Below are 19590 nucleotides of genomic sequence, written 5' to 3' on the forward strand. Positions count from 1 at the left end.
ATACCGCCCGCCCGAGCACCCACCTCAGCCCGGCCAACCCCAGGTCGTCATCATGCCCGGACCTGTCGGCCAGCGCAATCCCTGGCTCAACAGCGGCCTGCCGCAGCAACAGCTCCCTCAGCCTCCCACCGACTTCTACAAGACCCAACCCGATCGACGCTTCAAGGTCGTCGGCGAGGATGAACACTGGCTGGATGCCGAGCCCTATTGACGTCAATGGCCTTCGCGATCGACCTCTTTCCGATTCGAACAAAAGTACAAGTATGGAGGTGTCTGAATGCCCATCTTTCGACCTGAACCAATCGACCTTATTGCACGACGTCACGACTATTTTCCGATCAGCTTTCGCTGGCGAAAGCGACGATTCGATGTCACTGCCGTGGAAAAATGCTGGAGCGATACCCGCTCCGCCAAACGGCGATTTTTTCGAGTCCGTTGCCGCCAGGGTACGTTCGACCTCGAACACCAGGTGGACAGCGATAGCTGGCACCTGCAGCGCTGGCCACTTACCTTGCTGCCCTTCTCGCAGAAAGCGCGGAAACTTCCTCGTTATCCGTTACCCAGGCGACAACGCCGGCCTAACCCAGGCCCAGGCCTGGCAAGCAGATTGGCGGAACACCTGTTGCCCTCGGCGAAACTTCGCCCTGCCACCGTTTCCCTACCAAGGAGCAGGCCGTGGAAGACAAGCTAGCCACCAACGTGAGCCTGGGTTGGCTCTGGTTTGACAACGACCCCGCGACAAGTTTGGCTGACAAGGTATCGCAGGCAGCCAGCAGGTGCCGCAAGAAATTCGGCAAAACTCCAAGACTTTGTTATGTTAATCCAGGAACCCTGGGAGAAGGCCAGACAAAGGTGGGGCGTCTACAGGTGAAGGGGGCCAGGAATATCCTGCCCGGTCATTTTCTGTTTGTCATCGAGGAACAATGACAGGGGAAGCAGCAATAACAGAATCAGACACCGACAAACAAGGCCCACAGACGAGGCCCAAAAATTGCTGCTGCAACGAAAACAGCGCCGGTCGCAGCCAACAACATGGCACCGGCAGCACAATCCTTGACCACGCCCGCCAACTCATCGTACTCGGGTGATACCAGATCTACCAGCGCTTCGATGGCGCTGTTGACCGCCTCCAAAGCCAGAACGGAGAAAACCGTGATCGCTATGATCGCCCACTCCAACCGATCAATACTGAACAGGATCCCGGCAACCACCACCACCGCCGCCGCAAAAAGCTCGATCCAGGTATTTGGCTGCGTTCGAAAGGCATAAACTACACCGTTCACTGCACTGGAAAAGGAATGCCAGCGACTGGTACTTTTCACGCGCTTTTACCTGACCTTTTCAGTATCTCGTCCTGAACCGCCCACATGCCAGCCTTTTCCTCGGGCGTTCCGTGGTCATAACCCAGCAGGTGCAGTACGCCATGCACTGCCAACAGACTGAGCTCATCGGCGACGGAATGTCCGGCAGCATCCGCTTGTCGGGCGGCCGCGGGAAATGAGATGATGACATCTCCAAGATAGGTGGCGGCATCCGGCGCGCTCACGAAGACTGACTCCTCTTCAGCCAGCGTGTCCCATGCCGGGAACGACAACACATCGGTCGGCGTGTCGATACCCCTGTAGGCACAATTAAGCTGCTGCAACGTTTCCTCCCCCGTGACAACGACTGCCAACTCAACACCCTCCATCCCCTCGCGGCGCAGGGTCGCAGATACTACTTCAATCAGTCTATCGACGGGCGTAGCAGCCAGATAGGCGTTGTCGACCCGCAGGCCTACCTCAGCTGCCTGTGGCGGCACTGACTTGGGCTGGCTCATCGGTCAGTGGTTCCTCGATCTCCGGCTTGGGTTCCGGATACTTGATTCGGGGATGATGCACACCTTGCAAGGATCGTACGAAGACCTTCCGGGCTCTCTCCATGTCTCGCAACGTCAGGTCACTTTCCGAAAGCTGTCCTCCGATCAACTTGCCGTTGATAATCTTCCGAACGATCTCATCGATCTCCTCCTTGGACTCCGGGCGGGCTGCCCGCACCGCGCTCTCACAGCTATCAGCAAGCATGAGCAGTGCCGTCTCTTTGCTCTGAGGCTTTGGACCCGGATAACGGAAGTCTGCTTCATCCACCTGATCTTCACCCGATATCTTCTGCGCCTCGAGGTAGAACATTCGAACCAGGCCGGTTCCCTGGTGCTCGGAGATGAAATCCCGAATGCGTCGGGGCAGCTTGTGGCGGCGCGCCAACTCCTGGCCATCCTTGACGTGACTAATGATGATCTGGGCGCTTGACCATGGGTCAAGCTGATCATGGGGGTCGGTGCCTTCCAGTCGATTCTCCACAAAAAAGTATGGGCGGGCGAGTTTACCGATATCGTGGTAGTACGCGCCCACCCGCGTCAGGAATGCATCGGCTCCGACCGCTTCCGCAGCCTGCTCCGCAAGGTTACTGACCAGCAGGGAGTGGTGATAAGTCCCCGGCGCTTTCATCATCAACTCCCGCAACAACGGGTGGTTAGGACGGGCCAACTCCATTAACCGCAAAGGCGTCGCAAGATCGAAAATGGCGCCAAGAAGATAGAATCCGATGAGGGTAATGCTGGCAACAAGCAGCCCATTGACCGCCGCTGCAACCGCCAATTCGGCGTAACCTCCCAGGTCGGTGCTATCCAAGGGCACGTTGAAGGCAAGCAGGAGCACCAGGTTACTCAACGCAACAGCGGCACCTGCTCGCACGAAGTAGGTGGTGCGTTCCGCGCGACCAAGTACGAGGGTGCCAATCAAGGCTCCGATCACGGCGTAAGTGACAATCGCAACGGAGCCATCGGTCAGATAGCCGATAATGATGCCAAAGTAGATGGTAACCAAAAAGGTCAGGGCCTGTCCGAGCAAGGGACCGATCAACATGGTCAGTGCAGCCAGTGGAAAGACATAGGCAAAGACAGGGCGTCCCGGCACCATCAGTTTCACCAATAGGAGGAAGGTAGCCAGCAAAGCCATTAGCAGACCCATCTGGCGATTGTCAAGCAGATAGGCGGAATCATTCTTGTAAAGGGATAATCCGAAAACCGCAGCCAATGCAAGGGAAATCAACAAGGCCGACAATAACTGCCACCAATCCCAGCCCGGCTGGTTGAGTCCCAGTTCGTTCAGTGCCTCGATATGACGCTGTTCCACCACATCGCCCTGCCGGATGATGATCTCGTTTTGCTCGTAGCTGACCGTTTCCGAAGGCACCTTGTTGCGAATCTCCTGTCGGGCAATCTCCGTTCGCTCAGAGTTGTAGAAGGCATTGGGCTTGAGTAGCCCCTGGACCAGAGCGATTGCCACGTCAGCCTCGTCCTCGTCCTCCAGATCGATGTAGTTGGGCACAGTTCGTCTTGCCGAGGCCAGTTGAGTATCCCTGATTTCGCGCAGCATGATTACGTTGAGTGCTGCAGGAACTTCATTTCGAATCCGCTGCCATGGTTCTTCCTCCAGATCGAGAACCTGTTGCCAGGTCGCTTCTTCCAGAGGGACGTTTTCCGCATTTACAAGATTGACCAGCTTTTCCTGATCTGAGGCAAAGGTATCATATCTCACCGTCTCAATGTAATCGAGTACATCGCGAGCGTAGGCTACCTGCTCTGTGCGGACCCGACGTTGTGGCTCGTAAACATCTGGCACCCGTAGCTCAGCCTCCAGGCGGCGTTGTTCCGTCAGGCTCTCACTGATGTACTCGATTCGCTCCGGAGCGCGAATATCGACCGGGCTGACATCCCCCACTTCCAGGTTGTATTGCCCGCTAAGAGGCCACTGAATCACAAGAGTGGCCATGGTAAACAAAACAAAGAGGATACCGTAGGCCAGCGCTGCAAGGTATGAACGCCAGGTCAGACGCTTTACTGCCTTTTCGTCATCCCGCAAGGGACCGGAGAAGGATGAAGTTGTCATGAAGGAAGTCCCGCCCGGAAAGGGTCAAGCGGATTCGGCCAACAGTTGGCGGGCTATCTGGTTAACCACTTTTCCGTCTGCTCGTCCAGCGAATCTGGCCATGGCAGGTCTCATTACAAGCCCGATCTCTTTGGAGCCCGAGGCACCCGTCTCAGCGATGATCTCCTGCAGTACCTCAGTGATTTCGGCCTTATCAAGCTGGCCAGGCAGGTATGTCTCGAGCACCAGAAGTTCAGCCTGTTCCTGCTCGACCAGATCGTTGCGTCCAGCCCTGGAAAATTCCGCAATGGATTCCCGGCGCTGTTTCGCCTGTTTATTGATGACCACAATGACCTCATCGTCGGTTAACATGGTGTCGCGTCCCTGAGAGGCGCGTTTCTCAACCTGGGCGTTGCTCACTGCCGTCTTCACCGATCGGATTGCCCTTTTGCGCGCCTCATCACGGTCCAGCATGGCAGCCTTGAGATCCTGGTCCAGTTGATCAAGTAGTGACATGGGCTTTCTCCTGCTGTTGCGAGCGGCAGCGGTCAAGAACGCCACGATTATAGCACGAGAGGTTTCAGGCGCCAAAGCATTCCCGACCGGAGAGAACCATCAGGGAGTCCCGCTATAGGCGCCTACGAAATTATGAGCGGCAGTTTCCTGTCGAATTGGCACTCATCGCACCCACAGTGCTGGCTGAACTGCCACGCTGCCAGCCGAAAAAACTTGCGCGGGTTGTAGTACTATGGTATATTTTGGCGTGCACAGGCGCTGTTGCCTCCATGCCACAACTTGTGAGTGTGGGGGGTTTTTTTTGATGATCTTCCTTTCGAATCTTAAATTGGAAACAGTATGCGGATTGCGATTGATGCCCGAATTGCTCACTATTCGGGCGCAGGAATCGGTCAATATACGGCCCAGCTTTCCCGAGCTCTGACCAGAATGGACAGAGAGGATGAATTTCTTCTTCTGCAGAGCAGAAAGGCTCAAACGCCTTTGGTCACCGGGCCCAATGTCAGGCAGATTGGCCTGTGGACCCCAAGTCACAACCGCTTTGAACAGTTTCTTTTGTCCCTCGAATTTCCCCTTCGGCGAATTGAGGTCGATTTACTGCACAGCCCGGATTTCATTCCGCCTCTGCATTTAAACAATTTCAAATCGGTCATCACGGTTCATGACCTGGCATTCCTGCGCTGGCCTCATTTCCTTACTGAGGATAGCGCTCGCTACTATGGCCAGGTTGACCAGGCGGTAGCCCGGGCTGACAAGATTATTGCCGTTTCGGAGAGCACGAAAAACGATCTAATTCGCTTGACTGGCGTTCCCCAGAAGAAAATCTCGGTCGTCTATGAGGCAGCTGATCCAATGTTCAGACCCTTGCCAACTGAGGAGGCACGCACTGCCCTCAAAGGCAAGTATCCGCTGCCCGAAGAATACATCTTCTTCGTGAGCACCATCGAACCGCGGAAGAACATCAGCACCCTGCTTCGGGCATACCGCCGCCTTCGTGACGATTATAAGGTGACAGCTGGCCTGGTTCTTGCCGGCGCCATCGGCTGGTTGGCTGACCAGGTCTTCGAAGATGTCGAGAGCCTGGGCTTGCAGGATAATGTCACATTCCTGGGGAGGGTTGACAATCTTGACCTGCTTTATCTGTACAATGCAGCCCAATGCCTGGCGCATCCTGCCTTCTACGAGGGTTTCGGGTTAACGCCGTTGGAGGCAATGGCTTGCGGAACGCCCACAGTTGTCTCCAGCATTTCCAGTCTTCCCGAAGTCGTCGGAGACGCGGCCCTACTGGTTGATGCCAACAATGACGAGGAGTTGGCTGTAGCGATCCATCGGCTCCTGACCGATCAGCAGCTTCGCCAATCGCTAAGAGAAAAAGGATTGATCAGGGCCAGGGTATTTTCTTGGGATCGTGCGGCCCGAGAAACCCTGGCTGTCTACCGCAGTGCCATGGGCTTGCCGCCTGATTGATCTACACAATTCCCTTATCACTCATCATTCTTCGCTGCTCGAACCGCTGGATCCTCAACTCAGGAACCGTTTTTCACAACCATGACACGACGCCTGCTATTCCTGACACCCCAGGTGCCCTACCCGCCTCACCAGGGCACGACCATTCGGAATTACAACCTGATTACCAATCTGGCGTCCAACTACGAAGTCCACCTTCTCTGCTTTCAACACCCTTCGGACAACCCACCGGGCAATTCTCCATTGCCCCGTTTCTGCCCGGTTGTCGAAAGTGTGCCCGCACCGATCCGCTCAACGGCACAACGAGCAGTCACGACGCTTCTCTCACAATCGCCTGACATGGCCCTGCGATTGTCGTCCAGTCTATTCCAGGCTCGGTTGGGCATGCTGGCAGAGCAGTACCGCTACGATGTGATACAGATCGAAGGTATCGAAATGGCGCCCTACGCACTCTGGCTGATGAACCACCCCTTGTGGCACTCGGCCCAGGCCAAGGAAAACCGGCCCAATATTCCAATCGGACGGCCGCGCCTGGTATTTGACGATCACAATGCCGAATATGTGCTGCAACAGCGAGCCGCCGAGACCGACGTCCGCAAACCACGTCGTTGGCACGGAGCACTCTACTCTTACATCCAATGGAACAAGCTCAGGCGCTATGAACGCCAGGTATGTCAGCGAGTCGATCGAGTGATCGCGGTATCCAACGCCGACCGAGACGCTCTTCTGGCGTTGGATCCAACTATGGAGATTACTGTGGTGCCCAATGGGGTGGACCTGACATATTACGCGACCTACAATCCTGAGAAGGATACCCAGCGCCCAGATTATGGCCCCAATGCGCTGGTATTCACCGGCAAAATGGACTTCAGGCCCAATATCGATGCGGTGACCTGGTTTGTTGGCGAGGTTTTTCCTCTGGTGCTCCAGCAGGTTCCAGATGCCCACTTCGCCATTGTCGGCAAGGAACCTCATTCTCGGGTTCTCGATCTGGCCCAGCACCCCAGCGTTACAGTAACTGGTTGGGTTGAAGACATTCGTTCCCACATTGCTGCGGCTTCGGTATATGTCGTACCGTTGCGCATCGGTGGCGGCACGCGCCTCAAGGTACTGGAAGCCCTGGCAATGCGCAGCGCCATGGTATCCACCCACCTGGGTTGTGAAGGATTTCCACTGAAAGAAACCGGCATTGTCTCTTTTGGTGACGATGCCGCCAGCTTCTCACAGGAGGTAGTTGCGCTCTTGCGAGACCCGGAACGACGGAAACAGATGGGAGACGCCGGACATGTTTTCGTGGAGAACAGCTATGGTTGGGAAGCCATTGTTCCCCGGTTGACTGCTGTGTACCAGGAACTGGGCATCAACGGCCAGGAAAGGGTTGACAATGGATCACCCTATGCCCCAGCCACTGCGTGAACGCCTTGCCGCAGAACACCGGCAGGCTCTGAACGACGCCCCTGACCGCACGGGGCGCCAACGGATGCGGCGCCAGTTGCTGTACCTGTGGTCCCGACGCTATCCCCAAACCGGCGCAAAGCTACCTTCGTCGCCCAAAAGAATCCTCGTCGTACGTCCCGATCATCTGGGCGATCTGCTCTTCACCACGCCGGCCCTCCGGCTGCTTCGCACTCAATATCCTGGTGCAAAGATCACGGGCTTAGTTGGTCCCTGGGGACGGCCTGTCCTGGAGGATAACAATGATCTGGACCGGCTGATTGTCTGTGCCTTTCCCGGCTTCACCCGACAGCCCAAGGGCAGCCTGATCGATCCCTACAAACTGCTTTTTGAGGAAGCAGAGCGGATGAGCGACCTGGGATTTGACCTGGCCTTCATATTGCGTTTCGACCATTGGTGGGGAGCGTGGCTCACGGCAGCAGCAGGAATCCCATTTCGCATCGGCTACGACTGCCCGGAGGTGGCTCCATTTTTAACCCATCCCATTCCCTACTCGCACGGCCGGCATGAGGTAGTTCAAAACCTGGCCCTGGTGGATGCTGCAGGCCCCGCGCCGGGCCAGGCAGATTCTCCAACTGTCCCTCCGGGAGCCTGGCCACTTCATTTCCCAATCTCCGCGAAGCATGACCAACAGGCTCGGGCTCTGTTCGCTTCACTGGATTCAACTCGCCCGGTGGTGGCAATTCATCCAGGCAGCGGCGCCGAGATCAAACATTGGCGTACCGGGGCCTGGGCAAGCTTGGTTGCTAAGCTGCAGCAACAACATGATATTCAAGTGCTGTTCACTGGCTCCGCGGTCGAAACAGATCTGATTGATGCGATACTGCAACAAGTGCCGCCCGCTTTACAAGGCCAACTTCCCCATTCGCTGGCGGGGCAAACCGATCTACAGTCGCTGGCGGCAATCTACAGACGTTGCCGGCTGGTCATCGGACCTGATAGTGGCCCATTGCATCTGGCTGTGGCCGCCGGCACCCCGACCATCCATCTCTACGGTCCAGTAGACAAAAAAACATTCGGTCCGTGGGGGAACAGTCAGCGTCATCGTGTGGTCACCTCGGACTGGGGTTGTATTCCCTGTAACCGGCTTGACTGGAGGCCTCACCAGTTGCCCGATCATGGATGTGTGCGGGATATCACCGTGGAACAGGTGATGGCCGAAGCCTCCAGGCTGTTGCTGAGCCCCAACTGACCTTTGCCAAGCTCATGCTCTTCGGCTACAATGAGCGAAATCTGAACGAGAAACGATTGATCATGACCAAGACTCCCAAGACTCCTATGAACGTCGTCCTGGAAGAGGACGATCACTGGTGGTTTGCCAGCCGCACGCGAGCCATTCTCAATTACCTGGACCGCTATGTTGGTCCTGGCCAGGATAAGAGAATCCTTGATGTGGGATGCGGCGCCGGTAACATGGCCCACCATCTTGCCCATTACGGCAGGGTAACTGGCCTGGACCTCAACCCCAAACCATTGAAGGTCGCTCAGGAGCGCGGCTTGGAGGTCAGGCAGGGAAGCGCCGACGACCTGCCCTTCGATGACAACAGCTTTGACCTGATCACCCTGCTCGATACCGTCGAACATGTGCCCAATGAGCATGGTGTTTTCAGCGAGTGTTATCGGGTCTTGAAGCCTGGCGGGAAATTACTGGTCACCGTTCCCGCGCTTATGTGGCTTTGGAGCCAAAACGATGTTATCAATGCCCATCAGCGGCGATACACCCAAAGCGAACTCAATAAGAAACTGGAACACCATGGCTTCAAGGTGCTTCGATCCTCCTATAACAACTTTTTCCTGTTTCCGTTGGCTGCCAGCCTCATCCTGGCCCGCCGAGGACGCGCTGAACCGGAACTGGCCTCACCTCACTTCGACGAGGATGTCTACCAGGTTGAAATGGAACCTGCACCGCCGGGATTGAACGGCCTGCTCACCAGCCTTGGCAAGGTCGAAGCCTCACTCATGCAATCCCTGTCGCTGCCAATCGGGACCTCCATCCTTTGCATTGCAGAACGAAAGCAGTGATACCATGGATTGTGAGGAGATCCGCGCCAGGATAGCCGAAATCGAAGTTCGCTTGGCCGACGAACAACATACTGACGACCATAGAACCACGGCAGAGAAAAAGGCCGATGAAGACAGGCCCTGGCGGTGGAACTTCCTGTTCGAAAAAGCCTTTGACATCCTGCCAGATTCTGATGGAGAGGACTTCTCTGCGGGCGAGTGGCTTTCCGAGGGCCTTGGTGGCTTACGCTACTATCTTCAAGACATGGGCCCGGATGGCAATTTCTGGCAACAAGTTCACGCGGCTGAACGGACGTTGCTTCTGGCCTGGCGCAGTTTGCTTAATGCCAGACTGGAGCAATTGGAAAAGAAAGCTGACGACGAGCCATCAGGAACGGCCCGCCGGCAACAAATCGATATCGAGTTTGACTAATTGTCTACGAATAAGGTCAAGGTAGGAATCCTGGGAGCGACCGGCGCTGTGGGACAGCGCTTCGTTCAGCTTCTGCATAATCACCCCTGGTTTGAAATCGTTGCCCTGGGCGCATCGGAGCGCTCCGCTGGCATGCGCTACGGCGACCGCCGCTGGGTACTCCGGCCCGACATGCCTGAAAGAATGGCAGACATGACCCTGCGGCGGGGGCTCCCGGAGAACTTCGAAGATTGCAAGGTCATCTTCTCAGCCCTTCCCAGCAGCGCGGCGGGACCCACAGAACCGGCTTTTGCTGCCGCGGGATATGCGCTCTTTTCCAACGCAGGCGCACACCGCATGGACGACGACATCCCGCTGATGATCACTGAGGTGAATCCCGACCACGCCAGTTTAATCAAAGTTCAGCAGGAAGGGCGCGGTTGGCCTGGCTTCATCGTGACCAACGCCAACTGCTCGTCGACCCACCTGACATCGGTGCTGAAGCCATTGCAGGATGCCTTCGGCCTGGATAAGGTTCTGGTGGTCACCATGCAGGCCGTTTCGGGTGCCGGCTACCCGGGTGTGTCCTCGATGGACATCCTGGACAATGTCGTGCCGTACATTGACAACGAAGAACCGAAATTGGAATTGGAGCCCCGCAAGATGCTTGGAAGGTTGGTGAACGGCAGCATTGAACTGGCCGACTTCACCTTGAGCGCCCATTGCAACCGAGTGCCTACCCTCGATGGACACCTGGAGTGCGTTTCCCTTTCACTGAAGACGAAGGCAACGGAGCAGGACATCGATCGGGTTTTGCGGACATTTCGTGCTCTACCCCAGGAGCTTTCCCTCCCCTCGGCGCCCGATCCTGTCATCATAGTCCGGGATGAACCCGACCGCCCGCAGCCCCGGCTCGATCGTATGGCGGGCAATGGCATGGCAACTGTGGTCGGTCGCATACGCCCCTGCCCGATCCTGCAGTACAAGCTCGTGCTTCTCGGCCATAACACCGTACGTGGTGCAGCAGGAGGGTCGGTGCTCAACGCTGAACTCTTTGTTCACCAGGGCCTGATTGGCTGATTCCCCAAGAAGACACCTGATATGCAAACCCACGGAAATGCCTCCCTTCACGATCTGTTTGGCGACTTTGTGATGCTGCGCAACCTGGCACCGGTCGATCCGCGCCTGCCGCCATTCTCGGATGCCTGGCAGTCCATCGGTCTGGATAGCCCCAGAACGCCCCGCAAGCTGGAGCCGGAATATGCCCTGGTATCGGCCTGGTTTTTGCGAGCCGCTCAGGAGGTGAAAATACCTGGCTTGCCCATCGATGAGCTTCTGTTTATTGGCGACACCGCACTGAACGATGGCAATGCCTTCCGCAATCTCCAGCGTGCCGGCGGCTGGCCAGCCTGGTGTTTCATCGGAAGCGAAAAGCTCAATCAGCCACCCAGCCATGTAGTCGAAGCTGACAACGTCTTTCTGGCAAATCGCTGGTCGGCTTTAGGAGATTGGCTGTCCTGGGTATTGGAGGCCGGGGCCTGTTGCGGAAAGGGGACCGCCGTCGTGGTCGACATGGACAAGACCGCCATCGGGGCACGCGGCCGCAACTCCGGTGTGATCGATGCTGCCCGGGTCGAAGGGGTGCAGCGAACGGTGGCCGAACTATTGGGTGGCGCCTTCGACGAAACAGGTTTCAAAGTTGCCTACGATGAACTCAACGAGCCGCCCTATCACCCCTTTACAGCCGACAATCAGGACTATCTCGCGTACATCTGTCTGGTTCTGGGCGCGGGGCTGACCGGTCTGGATAGCCTTGTGAGCGACGTCAGGGCTGGCAAAATGAGCAGCTTCCGCCAATTCATCGATTGGGCCGACGGGCAGATGGACCGGGCGCCTGCGGGATTACAGGCCATTCACAGCGATATCTATGAGCGAGTCAAGGCAGGAGATCCAACGCCATTCAAGGCCTTCCGACAAAACGAATTCGAATGCACGGTAGCCCGCTTCGGTCGATTGCCCTCTCGCTCTCCGGTTGAAACATTGCTCAAGGAGCAGATTTGCATCACCCAGGAGGTTCGGGAGGTGGCCCTTTGGCTGCGAGAACGGGGTTGCCTGCTGGTTACCATGTCCGATAAGCCGGACGAAGCCACGTTGCCTTCGCCCGAACTGATCGCTCAGGGCTACGCGCCCCTGCATCGTCTTCAGACTGCCGCGGTAGGAGAATCGATCGCACAAAAGTTGGCCGGCTTGTAGGCCAACCCCTTCCTTCCGGGTACCATCAACATTCGCCGAACCCTTCCCAGGAGTCTCTTGATGTCACGCATTATGCCCTTCCGTGGCTGGCGCTACGATCTAAGATCCGCCGGCACCGAAGACCTGAACGAGCTGGTTGCCCCACCCTTCGATGTTATCGATGTGCAAGGACAGGAAACCCTATACGAGCGACACCGCTGCAACATCATTGGCGCGATCCTGGGACGCGATGAGCCTGGCGACGCCGACAACAAAAATCGTTACACGCGCGCTGCTGCCACCCTGCACTCCTGGCGCGCCAGCGGCGTGCTGCGCCAGGAGGTATCACCCAGCATCTATCTCCTGAGGGAACGTTTTGGCTTGGCTGATGGTGGTTTCACCGCTCGAACGGGCATGGTTTTCCGTCTTCGCCTGGCGCCCTGGGGAAATGGTATCTTGCCCCATGAGCGCACCTTTCCTGCCACCAGGGCCGATCGCCTGGCTCTGACCATCGCTACCCAGTGCCAGTTCAGCCCCATCTACGCGCTCTATTCCGACCCATCGGCTGCAGCACAGAATGCCTTGATATCGGTCGCCGAACGCCAACCCGATCTGCACTATCAGGATGACGACGGCGTCGAACACAGTCTGTGGGCAATTTCCCGGGCCAGCGCGCTTCAGACTGCCATCGAGAGCCTGGAAGATCGCACATTCTTCATCGCGGATGGCCATCACCGCTATGAAACGGCCCTGAACTACCAACGCTATCGAAGATACGGCGTCTTGCCTGATGCCCCGGCGCCATCTCCGCTCACTGGCTGGCAGAGGGTGCCGGACTACCAGGACTATCAGCCACCGGGACCGAACGAACTGCAACCTTACGACACCACCTGGATCTATGCAGCTCGCTTCGAGGATCCGGGCGTGGTAGTTCTACCAACCCATCGTTGCCTGAATGGCTTGGCTGATTTCGACGGCGAGACACTGCTAGACCGGCTGGGGAAGCAGTTCGACGTGACCAGTTACTCCGATGATAGTGAATTGCTGGAAGCATTGCAGTCAGCGACGCCGGGCGATCACACCTACGCCCTCCTGTTGCCTGGCAGCGGACCAGGGTATCTTCTCCAGCTGCGATCTGAACACGACATCAGAGCCCAGCTTGTCAAGCAGGATCATCCGACGGTGGCAGCCATCGATGCGGCAGCACTGCAAAGTTTGATCCTTGGCCCGCTGCTCGGCATTGCCAGGGTTTCAGGCGAACAGAAGCGCCACATCACGACGATGCCCAGCGCCAGCGATGCCATATCCCAGACCCGGGCGGGGGACTATCAGGCGGCCTTTTTGGTGAATCCAACGACACTGAAGCAGATTGAAGATGTGTCTAGGGCGAGTCAGGTTACGCCGCCAAAAACCACCTACTTTTTTCCAAAGCTGCCCTCAGGGTTGCTGGTGAATTGGATGGAGGCTGGATCATCCCCGTGAGGGGTAGGCTGAACCAGCTTCTCGGCATTGAGCGAAACGAAGCCATGAACGACAATCCGGTGGATGCCGCAGAAATGACTGCCGCCACGGTGGCAGTGGAAATGCGACGCGCCATGAATACCTTCAAGGCAGCTGAAGCTCTTTTTGACAGGAAGGTGCTGGGGTCGTACAATATGGGCTGTCTGGGACAACGAGGTCACGACCACTCTGATCGGTCTGTCTCGAGACCGGTCTTTTTCGTTGGCAACGGCTTCCCGGCGGCATGGGAGGGCACCTTCAATGAGCGATAACTCATCCGATGCGCTTTCTTCGGCATTTGAGACTGAACAACGATACGTTCTGCATACCTGGCAGCAACGCCAGGACGATTGGGATGGTCCCGAAATCGTTGGCGGCGAGGGCTCCTGGTTCTGGGATTCTACCGGCAAGCGTTATCTGGATCTTTGCAGCCAGGCCCAGTGCAATCACCTGGGCCACCAGCACCCCGATCTGGTCGCGGCCATCCAAGAGCAAGCGGATAAACTCTGTTACATCCACATCAACTGGGGTGCAGAACCGCGAGCCGAGCTGGCCCGGCGATTGGTGGAACTCAGCGGCATGGAGGGCAGCAAGGTGTATTTCACCATGTCGGGTGCCGGCGCTACTGAACACGCCATGAAGGCGGCGCGCTGGTTCACGGGGCGCCGCAAGATTCTCAGCCGCTACCGCTCTTATCACGGAGCGACCAGCAATGCCATGGCTCTTAGCGGTGATAGCCGCAGCTGGCACACGCCAGGCGTGCCGAACATCGTGCACACCCTCCCCCCCTACTGTTACCGCTGTCCCTTCGGAATGAATTTTCCCTCCTGCAACCTGCGATGCGCCACCAACATCGCCGAGGTGATCGAATGGGAAGGCAAGGAAAACGTTGCCGCGCTGGTCGTCGAACCCATCGTGGGGACCAATGGAGTTTTCGCCGGACCGGGGGATTATTGGCGAGAGTTGCGAGCTATCTGTGACCATTATGGTGTGCTTCTGATCGCCGATGAGGTAATGACCGGTTTCGGCCGCACAGGCACATGGTTCGGCTGGCAACATTGGCCCGATGCACCACCCGATATCATGCTGTTAGGCAAGGGGCTCACTGCGGCCCATCTTCCCCTTGGGGCCGTCCTTCTCAATGAAGAATGCTCCAATTTTTTCGACGACCACCCGTTGCCTACCGGCCTTACCTACTCGGGCCACCCACTCTGCTGCGCCGCCGGCAGGGCAGCGATCGATGTCTACGAAAAACAGGACCTTGTTCGACGGAGTCGCCGGCTGGGCGCCTGGATGCATGGGCAGCTTCAGAAGATCGTTGCCCACCATCCCAGTGCAGGGGACCTGCGAGGTCGAGGCCTGTTCGCTGCCATGGAAATGGTTTCCGACAGGGAAACAAGGCGTCCACTGGCGCCGTGGCCGCGGGTACCCGAGGCTCTCGCCCGTCTCAAGAAAGAGGCCAGGCAGCGAGGTGTTACTCTGACAGTGAGAGGAAACCTTTTGATCATCTCGCCACCGTTGATCATCGAAAAGGAAGATCTTGCCTTGGGCCTTTCCATCGTCGACGATCTGCTCTCGATCACCGATGACGAGTATGATACTGACGATTTTGCCTGGTACTTCGAGCGAAAACGCCTTCTGAATTCCCGCTGAAATATCAAACTCAAAGAGGAGAAACCATACGATGAAAAAGCAGAAGTTTAAGATCACATACGGAACCCTGGCAGCCCCCAACCCTGAGTTGCACCAGTTGTTCGACCAGGCCCTCGACAATCTCAAGGGAAATCTGGGCAAGGCCTATCCATTATTCATCAATGGTCAGGAGTGTTGGGCAGAGGAGACCTTCGAAGATAGAAGCCCTGTCAACACCGACGTTGTGCTGGGTGTGTTCCAGAAGGGCACCGTGAAAGATGCCCAGGATGCCCTGGCTGCAGCGCGGGCTGCCTCCCCGGCCTGGAAAGCAACTCCCTGGCAGGAGCGGGTGGCGTTGATGCGCAAGGCAGCCGACCTGATCAGCGACCGGTTGATTGAGATCAGCGCGGTCATGTCCCTGGAAGTCGGCAAAAATCGCCTGGAGGCCCTGGGCGATGTTGAAGAGACCGCCGATCTGATTCGCTGGTACTGCGATGAGATGGAAAAAAACCAGGGTTACATCACCCCCATGCTATCGGAGTCGGACAAACACCACAATACCAGTATTCTCAAGCCGCACGGGGTTTGGGCTGTGATCTCCCCCTTCAATTTCCCCTTCGCCCTTGCTGGTGGTCCCAGTGGCGGCGCGTTGGTCGCAGGCAACACCGTTGTGTTTAAACCAGCCACCGACACGCCTTTCACCGGATGGCTGTTGACCGAATGCATGCGGGATGCCGGTCTACCGGACGGCGTCTTCAATTTCGTATCGGGCCCCGGACGTATCGTAGGTGAGGAGTTGATCAACAACGCCGAGGTAGACGGAATCACCTTCACTGGATCCTACGACGTAGGTATGCATATCTATCGCACCTTTGCCTCAGGCCGCTATCCCCGCCCATGCATCGCCGAAATGGGTGGAAAAAACGCGGCCATCGTCAGCAGCAAGGCAGACCTGGACAAGGCCGCGCTGGGTGTGATGCGATCCGCTTTTGGCTTGACAGGACAGAAGTGCTCCGCCTGCAGTCGCGTCTTTGTCGAGGAAGAGGTCAAGGAGGCCTTTATCGAAAAGCTGGTTTCCCTTGCGAAAAAGGTCGCCGTGGGCGATCCCTCCCGCCAGGAGATATACATGGGACCGGCCAGCAACAAGAGTGCCTTCGAGGACTATAAACGCTTCGTCGAGATCCTCCACCGGGATGGCAATGTGCTGGTTGGCGGCGAAGTGCTCACCGGCGGCGACTATGGCCGGGGCTTTTTCGTTGCTCCGACCGTGGTCACCGATCTGCCCCTCGACCATGAGCTTTGGAAAGTTGAGATGTTTCTACCAATCGTCGTAGTTGCCGGTGTCGACAGCCCGGAGCAGGCCATGGCTCTGGCCAATGACAGCGACTACGGCCTGACCGGCGGCTTCTTCAGCGAGGACAAGGAGGAAATCCAGTGGTACCTGGATAACATCGAAGCCGGCGTGGTCTATGTTAATCGCGCTGCAGGTGCCACTACCGGTGCCTGGCCCGGATACCAGCCCTTCGGCGGCTGGAAGGGTAGCGGCAGCACCGGCAAGGCTGGCGGAAGCCTCTACTATGTGCCCCAGTATATGCGCGAGCAATCGCAGACCGTGATTGACTGATACCCTGAGGCGACGCATTCCCTGCAAAGTTGCTGATTTGGCAAGATCGGCTCTTTGATACCAGATTCCTGCCCTGATCCCACAGGGAATGCGTCGCCGAAACGATCATATGCCTTCTCCCCCACTACGCGGCCCCTATGCCCGCAACACCGCGCCCAGGACTTTTTCCAACCGCCCGATGATGCGACGGCGCACCTTCTCTACATCCTTGTCCTTCAAAGTTCTGTCCATGGCCTGGAAAGTCAGGCTGAAGGCCAGGCTCTTTTTGCCGCTCTCGATCTGCTTGCCCTGATAAAGATCAAACAGCTGCACATCGACCAGCAGCGAACCACCGCCCTGGCGAATGACCCCTTCGACCTGCTCGGCCGTCACTTCTTCGTCAACCACGACGGCCAGATCCTCCTTGACGACCGGATAGCTGGAGACGGGCTGCATACTCGTCTTCTCACTGGCAACGGCAATGAAAGGCTCCAGCTGCAACTCGGCCACACTCGCTCGCTGGTCGAACAAACCAAAGGCGCGTCGTACCAGGGGGTGTACCTCACCCAGGATTCCGGCGTGTCTTCCGTCAATGACCAGCCGGGCAGCCCGCGGACCAAAGACCGGATGAATCACCGCCTCGAAACGGGCGTCGTCCAGCAGGCCGAAGCGATTCAGCAGTTCCTCCACAACTCCCTTGAGATCGAAGAAATCCAATGGTTCGGCATTGACATTCAGCCAGGCACCCATGTCACGCGGACCGCTCAAGCCGACCGCTATATGCTCCGGCTCGGCGGGCAACGCCTCGCCATCCAAAGGCCAATAGACCTTGCCTATCTCGAACAAGGCCACCCGCTCGCTGTGGCGCAGGTTGTCGCCCATGGTCACTAACATGCTGCCCACCAGCGTGGATCGCAGGCGGTCGGCCGTGGCGGCCAGGGGATTCTCCAGGCGCACCAGTGCCTCCGGATCGAGGATGACGGGCAACAGCATCTCAGCCGGCGGCAGGTCGGGGTCCAACCTGTCATATTCAGCGCCAGGCTGTGCCGCCAACAGCTTCGGGTTGACCTCCGGGCCGATCAAGGCATAGCTGATGGTATCCTGGAGTCCCATACCCACCAGCACATCCCGCACCCGCTCCTTGCCTTCCAATTGCCAGTTACGCCACTGGGGCGGCAAGGTATCGTCCATAAGTGTGGTGGGAATCTTGTCGTAGCCGATGATTCTCGCCACCTCCTCGATCAGGTCGGCGTCGATGCTGACATCCAAACGGTGCCAGGGAACGGTTACCTGCATCATCTCACCGGCATCACCCGACCGGTCCACATCAAACTCCAAGAGCGTCAAGATATCCTGAATCTGGTCGGTGGCCACATCCATGCCCAGGATACGTTCAACCTCGGCAGCTGTTAATGCCACCTGGACACTCTGCTGTGGCGCCGGATAGCAGTCCTCCATACCCTGGACGATCTCGCCGCCAGCCAACTGAACCATCAGACGGGCACAGCGTTGAGCCGCGGGTACCGTCATCTCGGACGAAACACCCTTGCTGAAACGGGCTGTGGCCTCGCTGGGCAGGCGCAAGGTCTGGGAGGTGCGCCGGTTATTGATGAACTCGAAGCTGGCCGACTCCAACAGCACGTTGCGGGTGTTTTCGTTGACCTCGGTCTCCAGTCCACCCATGACGCCGCCGATCGCGATAGCACCCAGGGGATCGGTGATCATCAGCATGTCCTCGGTCATTTCCCGGTCGACGCCATCCAGAGTCGTGAAGCGCTCACCCTCCTCCGCGCGACGCATGATGATGGTGGGAACAGATTCTTCTCCCTCCGATGCGCGCAAGGCCCGCTCGACCAGCAGGTCATAATCAAAGGCGTGGGTTGGCTGGCCCCATTCCAGCATGGCGTAGTTGGTGGCATCCACGATATTGTAGATGGGCCGTACCCCCGCCTTGCGCAGCCGGTCCTTCATCCATCCTGGCGACTCGCCCGTTTCCACATCCTTGATCAAGGTAGCAGTGTAACGAAAACAGAGGTCGGAATCGACAATATCGATGTGACAGAAGGCCTTGGCAGGCGGCGCCGGTCGGGATATATCTTCGGGACGCACAATCCCGGCAATGCTGGCCAGCTCGGGCTGCTCCCGTTTCATAGGAAGGTTGTAGAGGGCCGCCACCTCCCGGGCAACGCCGATGATGTTGAGATTGCGAGCCAGATTGGGTGTCAGGTCCATAGTCAGGACGGCATCACCCATGTAATCGGCCAACGGTGTGCCAACTGGCGCGTTGGGCGGCAGGATTATGATACCCTCATGCTGCTCGCTGATTCCCAACTCCCGCTCCGAACAGGCCATGCCCTCCGATCGAATGCCACGGATCTTGCCTGCTTTGAGCCTGAAGGTCTGATAGATTTCGGCATAGGGATCGATCAACCGGGCGCCGATGGTGGCAAAGGCCACCTTGAGGCCGCTATCGCCCGGTTGCAGATTGGGTGCGCCTGTGATGATTGTCATTGGCTTCTCGCCGCCATAACCGACGGTTGCCAGCAGCAATCGATCCGCATTGGGGTGCTGTTTGGTCTCCAGGATCTCGCCCACGAAGATACTCTCCCTATCCCAGGGTAATCCATCCTGCTCGCCCATCCGGTCGGGAGGCTTGTGATAACCGGGCGACGGGCTGAGACCGACCCAGCGTATATGTTCAACCTCCAATCCGGCCAGGGTGAGCCGTTCGGCCAACTCAACCGGGTCCAGATCGGAAACATCCACAAAATCGTTAAGCCACGACAGTGGCACGCGCATGGTAGTCATAACAACCTCGCAAAAACCATGTCAAAATTGTCTCTTGACATATTGACATGATGACA

18 protein-coding genes are annotated in these 19590 nt (G+C 57.4%); 13 read left to right on the forward strand and 5 right to left on the reverse strand.

Going from position 1 to position 19590, the window contains the following annotated elements:
- Window positions 1-211: hypothetical protein (locus U9R25_10545; protein ID MEA3336339.1), on the forward strand; the 211-nt coding region annotated here is incomplete at its 5' end.
- A 464-nt stretch (window positions 212-675) separates the two neighbouring features.
- Window positions 676-927, forward strand: coding sequence for a hypothetical protein (locus tag U9R25_10550; protein ID MEA3336340.1), 252 nt, complete (start codon window positions 676-678; stop codon window positions 925-927).
- Between the two features lie 23 nt (window positions 928-950).
- Here U9R25_10550 and U9R25_10555 read toward each other — a convergent pair whose 3' ends face one another.
- Genes U9R25_10555 through U9R25_10570 form a run of 4 tightly spaced genes read right to left on the reverse strand, consistent with a single transcriptional unit; the run spans window position 951 to window position 4424 of the window.
- Window positions 951-1322, reverse strand: coding sequence for a diacylglycerol kinase family protein (locus U9R25_10555; GenBank protein ID MEA3336341.1), 372 nt, complete (start codon window positions 1320-1322; stop codon window positions 951-953).
- Window positions 1319-1819: an rRNA maturation RNase YbeY gene (ybeY, locus tag U9R25_10560; GenBank protein MEA3336342.1), complete on the reverse strand. Its 501-nt coding sequence runs from the start codon at window positions 1817-1819 to the stop codon at window positions 1319-1321. Before ybeY ends, U9R25_10555 begins: the two co-directional genes overlap by 4 nt.
- Entirely contained in the window at window positions 1782-3929 is a 2148-nt protein-coding gene (locus tag U9R25_10565; protein MEA3336343.1) for an HDIG domain-containing protein, read from the reverse strand. The genes ybeY and U9R25_10565 overlap by 38 nt, the downstream gene beginning before the upstream one ends.
- A 24-nt stretch (window positions 3930-3953) precedes the next feature.
- Window positions 3954-4424, reverse strand: coding sequence for a GatB/YqeY domain-containing protein (locus tag U9R25_10570; GenBank protein ID MEA3336344.1), 471 nt, complete (start codon window positions 4422-4424; stop codon window positions 3954-3956).
- A 339-nt stretch (window positions 4425-4763) separates the two neighbouring features.
- On the opposite strand from U9R25_10570, the gene U9R25_10575 reads away from it, so the two are divergent.
- The 11 genes from U9R25_10575 to U9R25_10625 all read left to right on the forward strand — a co-directional run bounded on the left by U9R25_10575 (window position 4764) and on the right by U9R25_10625 (window position 16747).
- Window positions 4764-5891 (forward strand): glycosyltransferase family 1 protein, encoded by a 1128-nt coding sequence (locus tag U9R25_10575; protein ID MEA3336345.1) that lies wholly within the window; start codon window positions 4764-4766, stop codon window positions 5889-5891.
- 81 nt (window positions 5892-5972) lie between these two features.
- Complete coding sequence (locus U9R25_10580; GenBank protein ID MEA3336346.1) at window positions 5973-7307, forward strand: glycosyltransferase; 1335 nt, start codon at window positions 5973-5975, stop codon at window positions 7305-7307.
- Window positions 7276-8538, forward strand: coding sequence for a glycosyltransferase family 9 protein (locus U9R25_10585; protein MEA3336347.1), 1263 nt, complete (start codon window positions 7276-7278; stop codon window positions 8536-8538). The genes U9R25_10580 and U9R25_10585 overlap by 32 nt, the downstream gene beginning before the upstream one ends.
- Before the next feature lie 62 nt (window positions 8539-8600).
- On the forward strand, window positions 8601-9368 hold the full coding sequence (locus tag U9R25_10590) for a class I SAM-dependent methyltransferase (protein ID MEA3336348.1): 768 nt from the start codon (window positions 8601-8603) through the stop codon (window positions 9366-9368).
- Window positions 9369-9372: 4 nt separating this feature from the next.
- A complete protein-coding gene (locus U9R25_10595; GenBank protein ID MEA3336349.1) occupies window positions 9373-9780 on the forward strand; it encodes a hypothetical protein in 408 nt (135 codons plus the stop codon).
- Complete coding sequence (asd, locus tag U9R25_10600) at window positions 9781-10839, forward strand: aspartate-semialdehyde dehydrogenase (GenBank protein ID MEA3336350.1); 1059 nt, start codon at window positions 9781-9783, stop codon at window positions 10837-10839. It abuts the gene before it with no gap.
- Between the two features lie 21 nt (window positions 10840-10860).
- Window positions 10861-12012, forward strand: coding sequence for a hypothetical protein (locus tag U9R25_10605; GenBank protein ID MEA3336351.1), 1152 nt, complete (start codon window positions 10861-10863; stop codon window positions 12010-12012).
- 60 nt (window positions 12013-12072) lie between these two features.
- Complete coding sequence (locus tag U9R25_10610) at window positions 12073-13473, forward strand: DUF1015 domain-containing protein (GenBank protein MEA3336352.1); 1401 nt, start codon at window positions 12073-12075, stop codon at window positions 13471-13473.
- Window positions 13470-13763 carry a hypothetical protein gene (locus U9R25_10615; protein MEA3336353.1) on the forward strand — a complete coding sequence of 98 codons (294 nt, stop codon included), beginning with the start codon at window positions 13470-13472 and terminating at the stop codon, window positions 13761-13763. Before U9R25_10610 ends, U9R25_10615 begins: the two co-directional genes overlap by 4 nt.
- A complete protein-coding gene (locus tag U9R25_10620) occupies window positions 13753-15144 on the forward strand; it encodes an aminotransferase class III-fold pyridoxal phosphate-dependent enzyme (protein MEA3336354.1) in 1392 nt (463 codons plus the stop codon). Before U9R25_10615 ends, U9R25_10620 begins: the two co-directional genes overlap by 11 nt.
- A gap of 31 nt (window positions 15145-15175) precedes the next feature.
- Entirely contained in the window at window positions 15176-16747 is a 1572-nt protein-coding gene (locus U9R25_10625) for an aldehyde dehydrogenase family protein (protein MEA3336355.1), read from the forward strand.
- Window positions 16748-16882: 135 nt separating this feature from the next.
- On the opposite strand, the gene pheT is transcribed toward U9R25_10625, so the two are convergent.
- A complete protein-coding gene (pheT, locus tag U9R25_10630; GenBank protein MEA3336356.1) occupies window positions 16883-19534 on the reverse strand; it encodes a phenylalanine--tRNA ligase subunit beta in 2652 nt (883 codons plus the stop codon).
- Between the last annotated feature and the right edge of the window lie 56 nt (window positions 19535-19590).

This window comes from Chloroflexota bacterium, from assembly GCA_034717495.1.
Classification (GTDB): domain Bacteria; phylum Chloroflexota; class Anaerolineae; order JAAEKA01; family JAAEKA01; genus JAYELL01.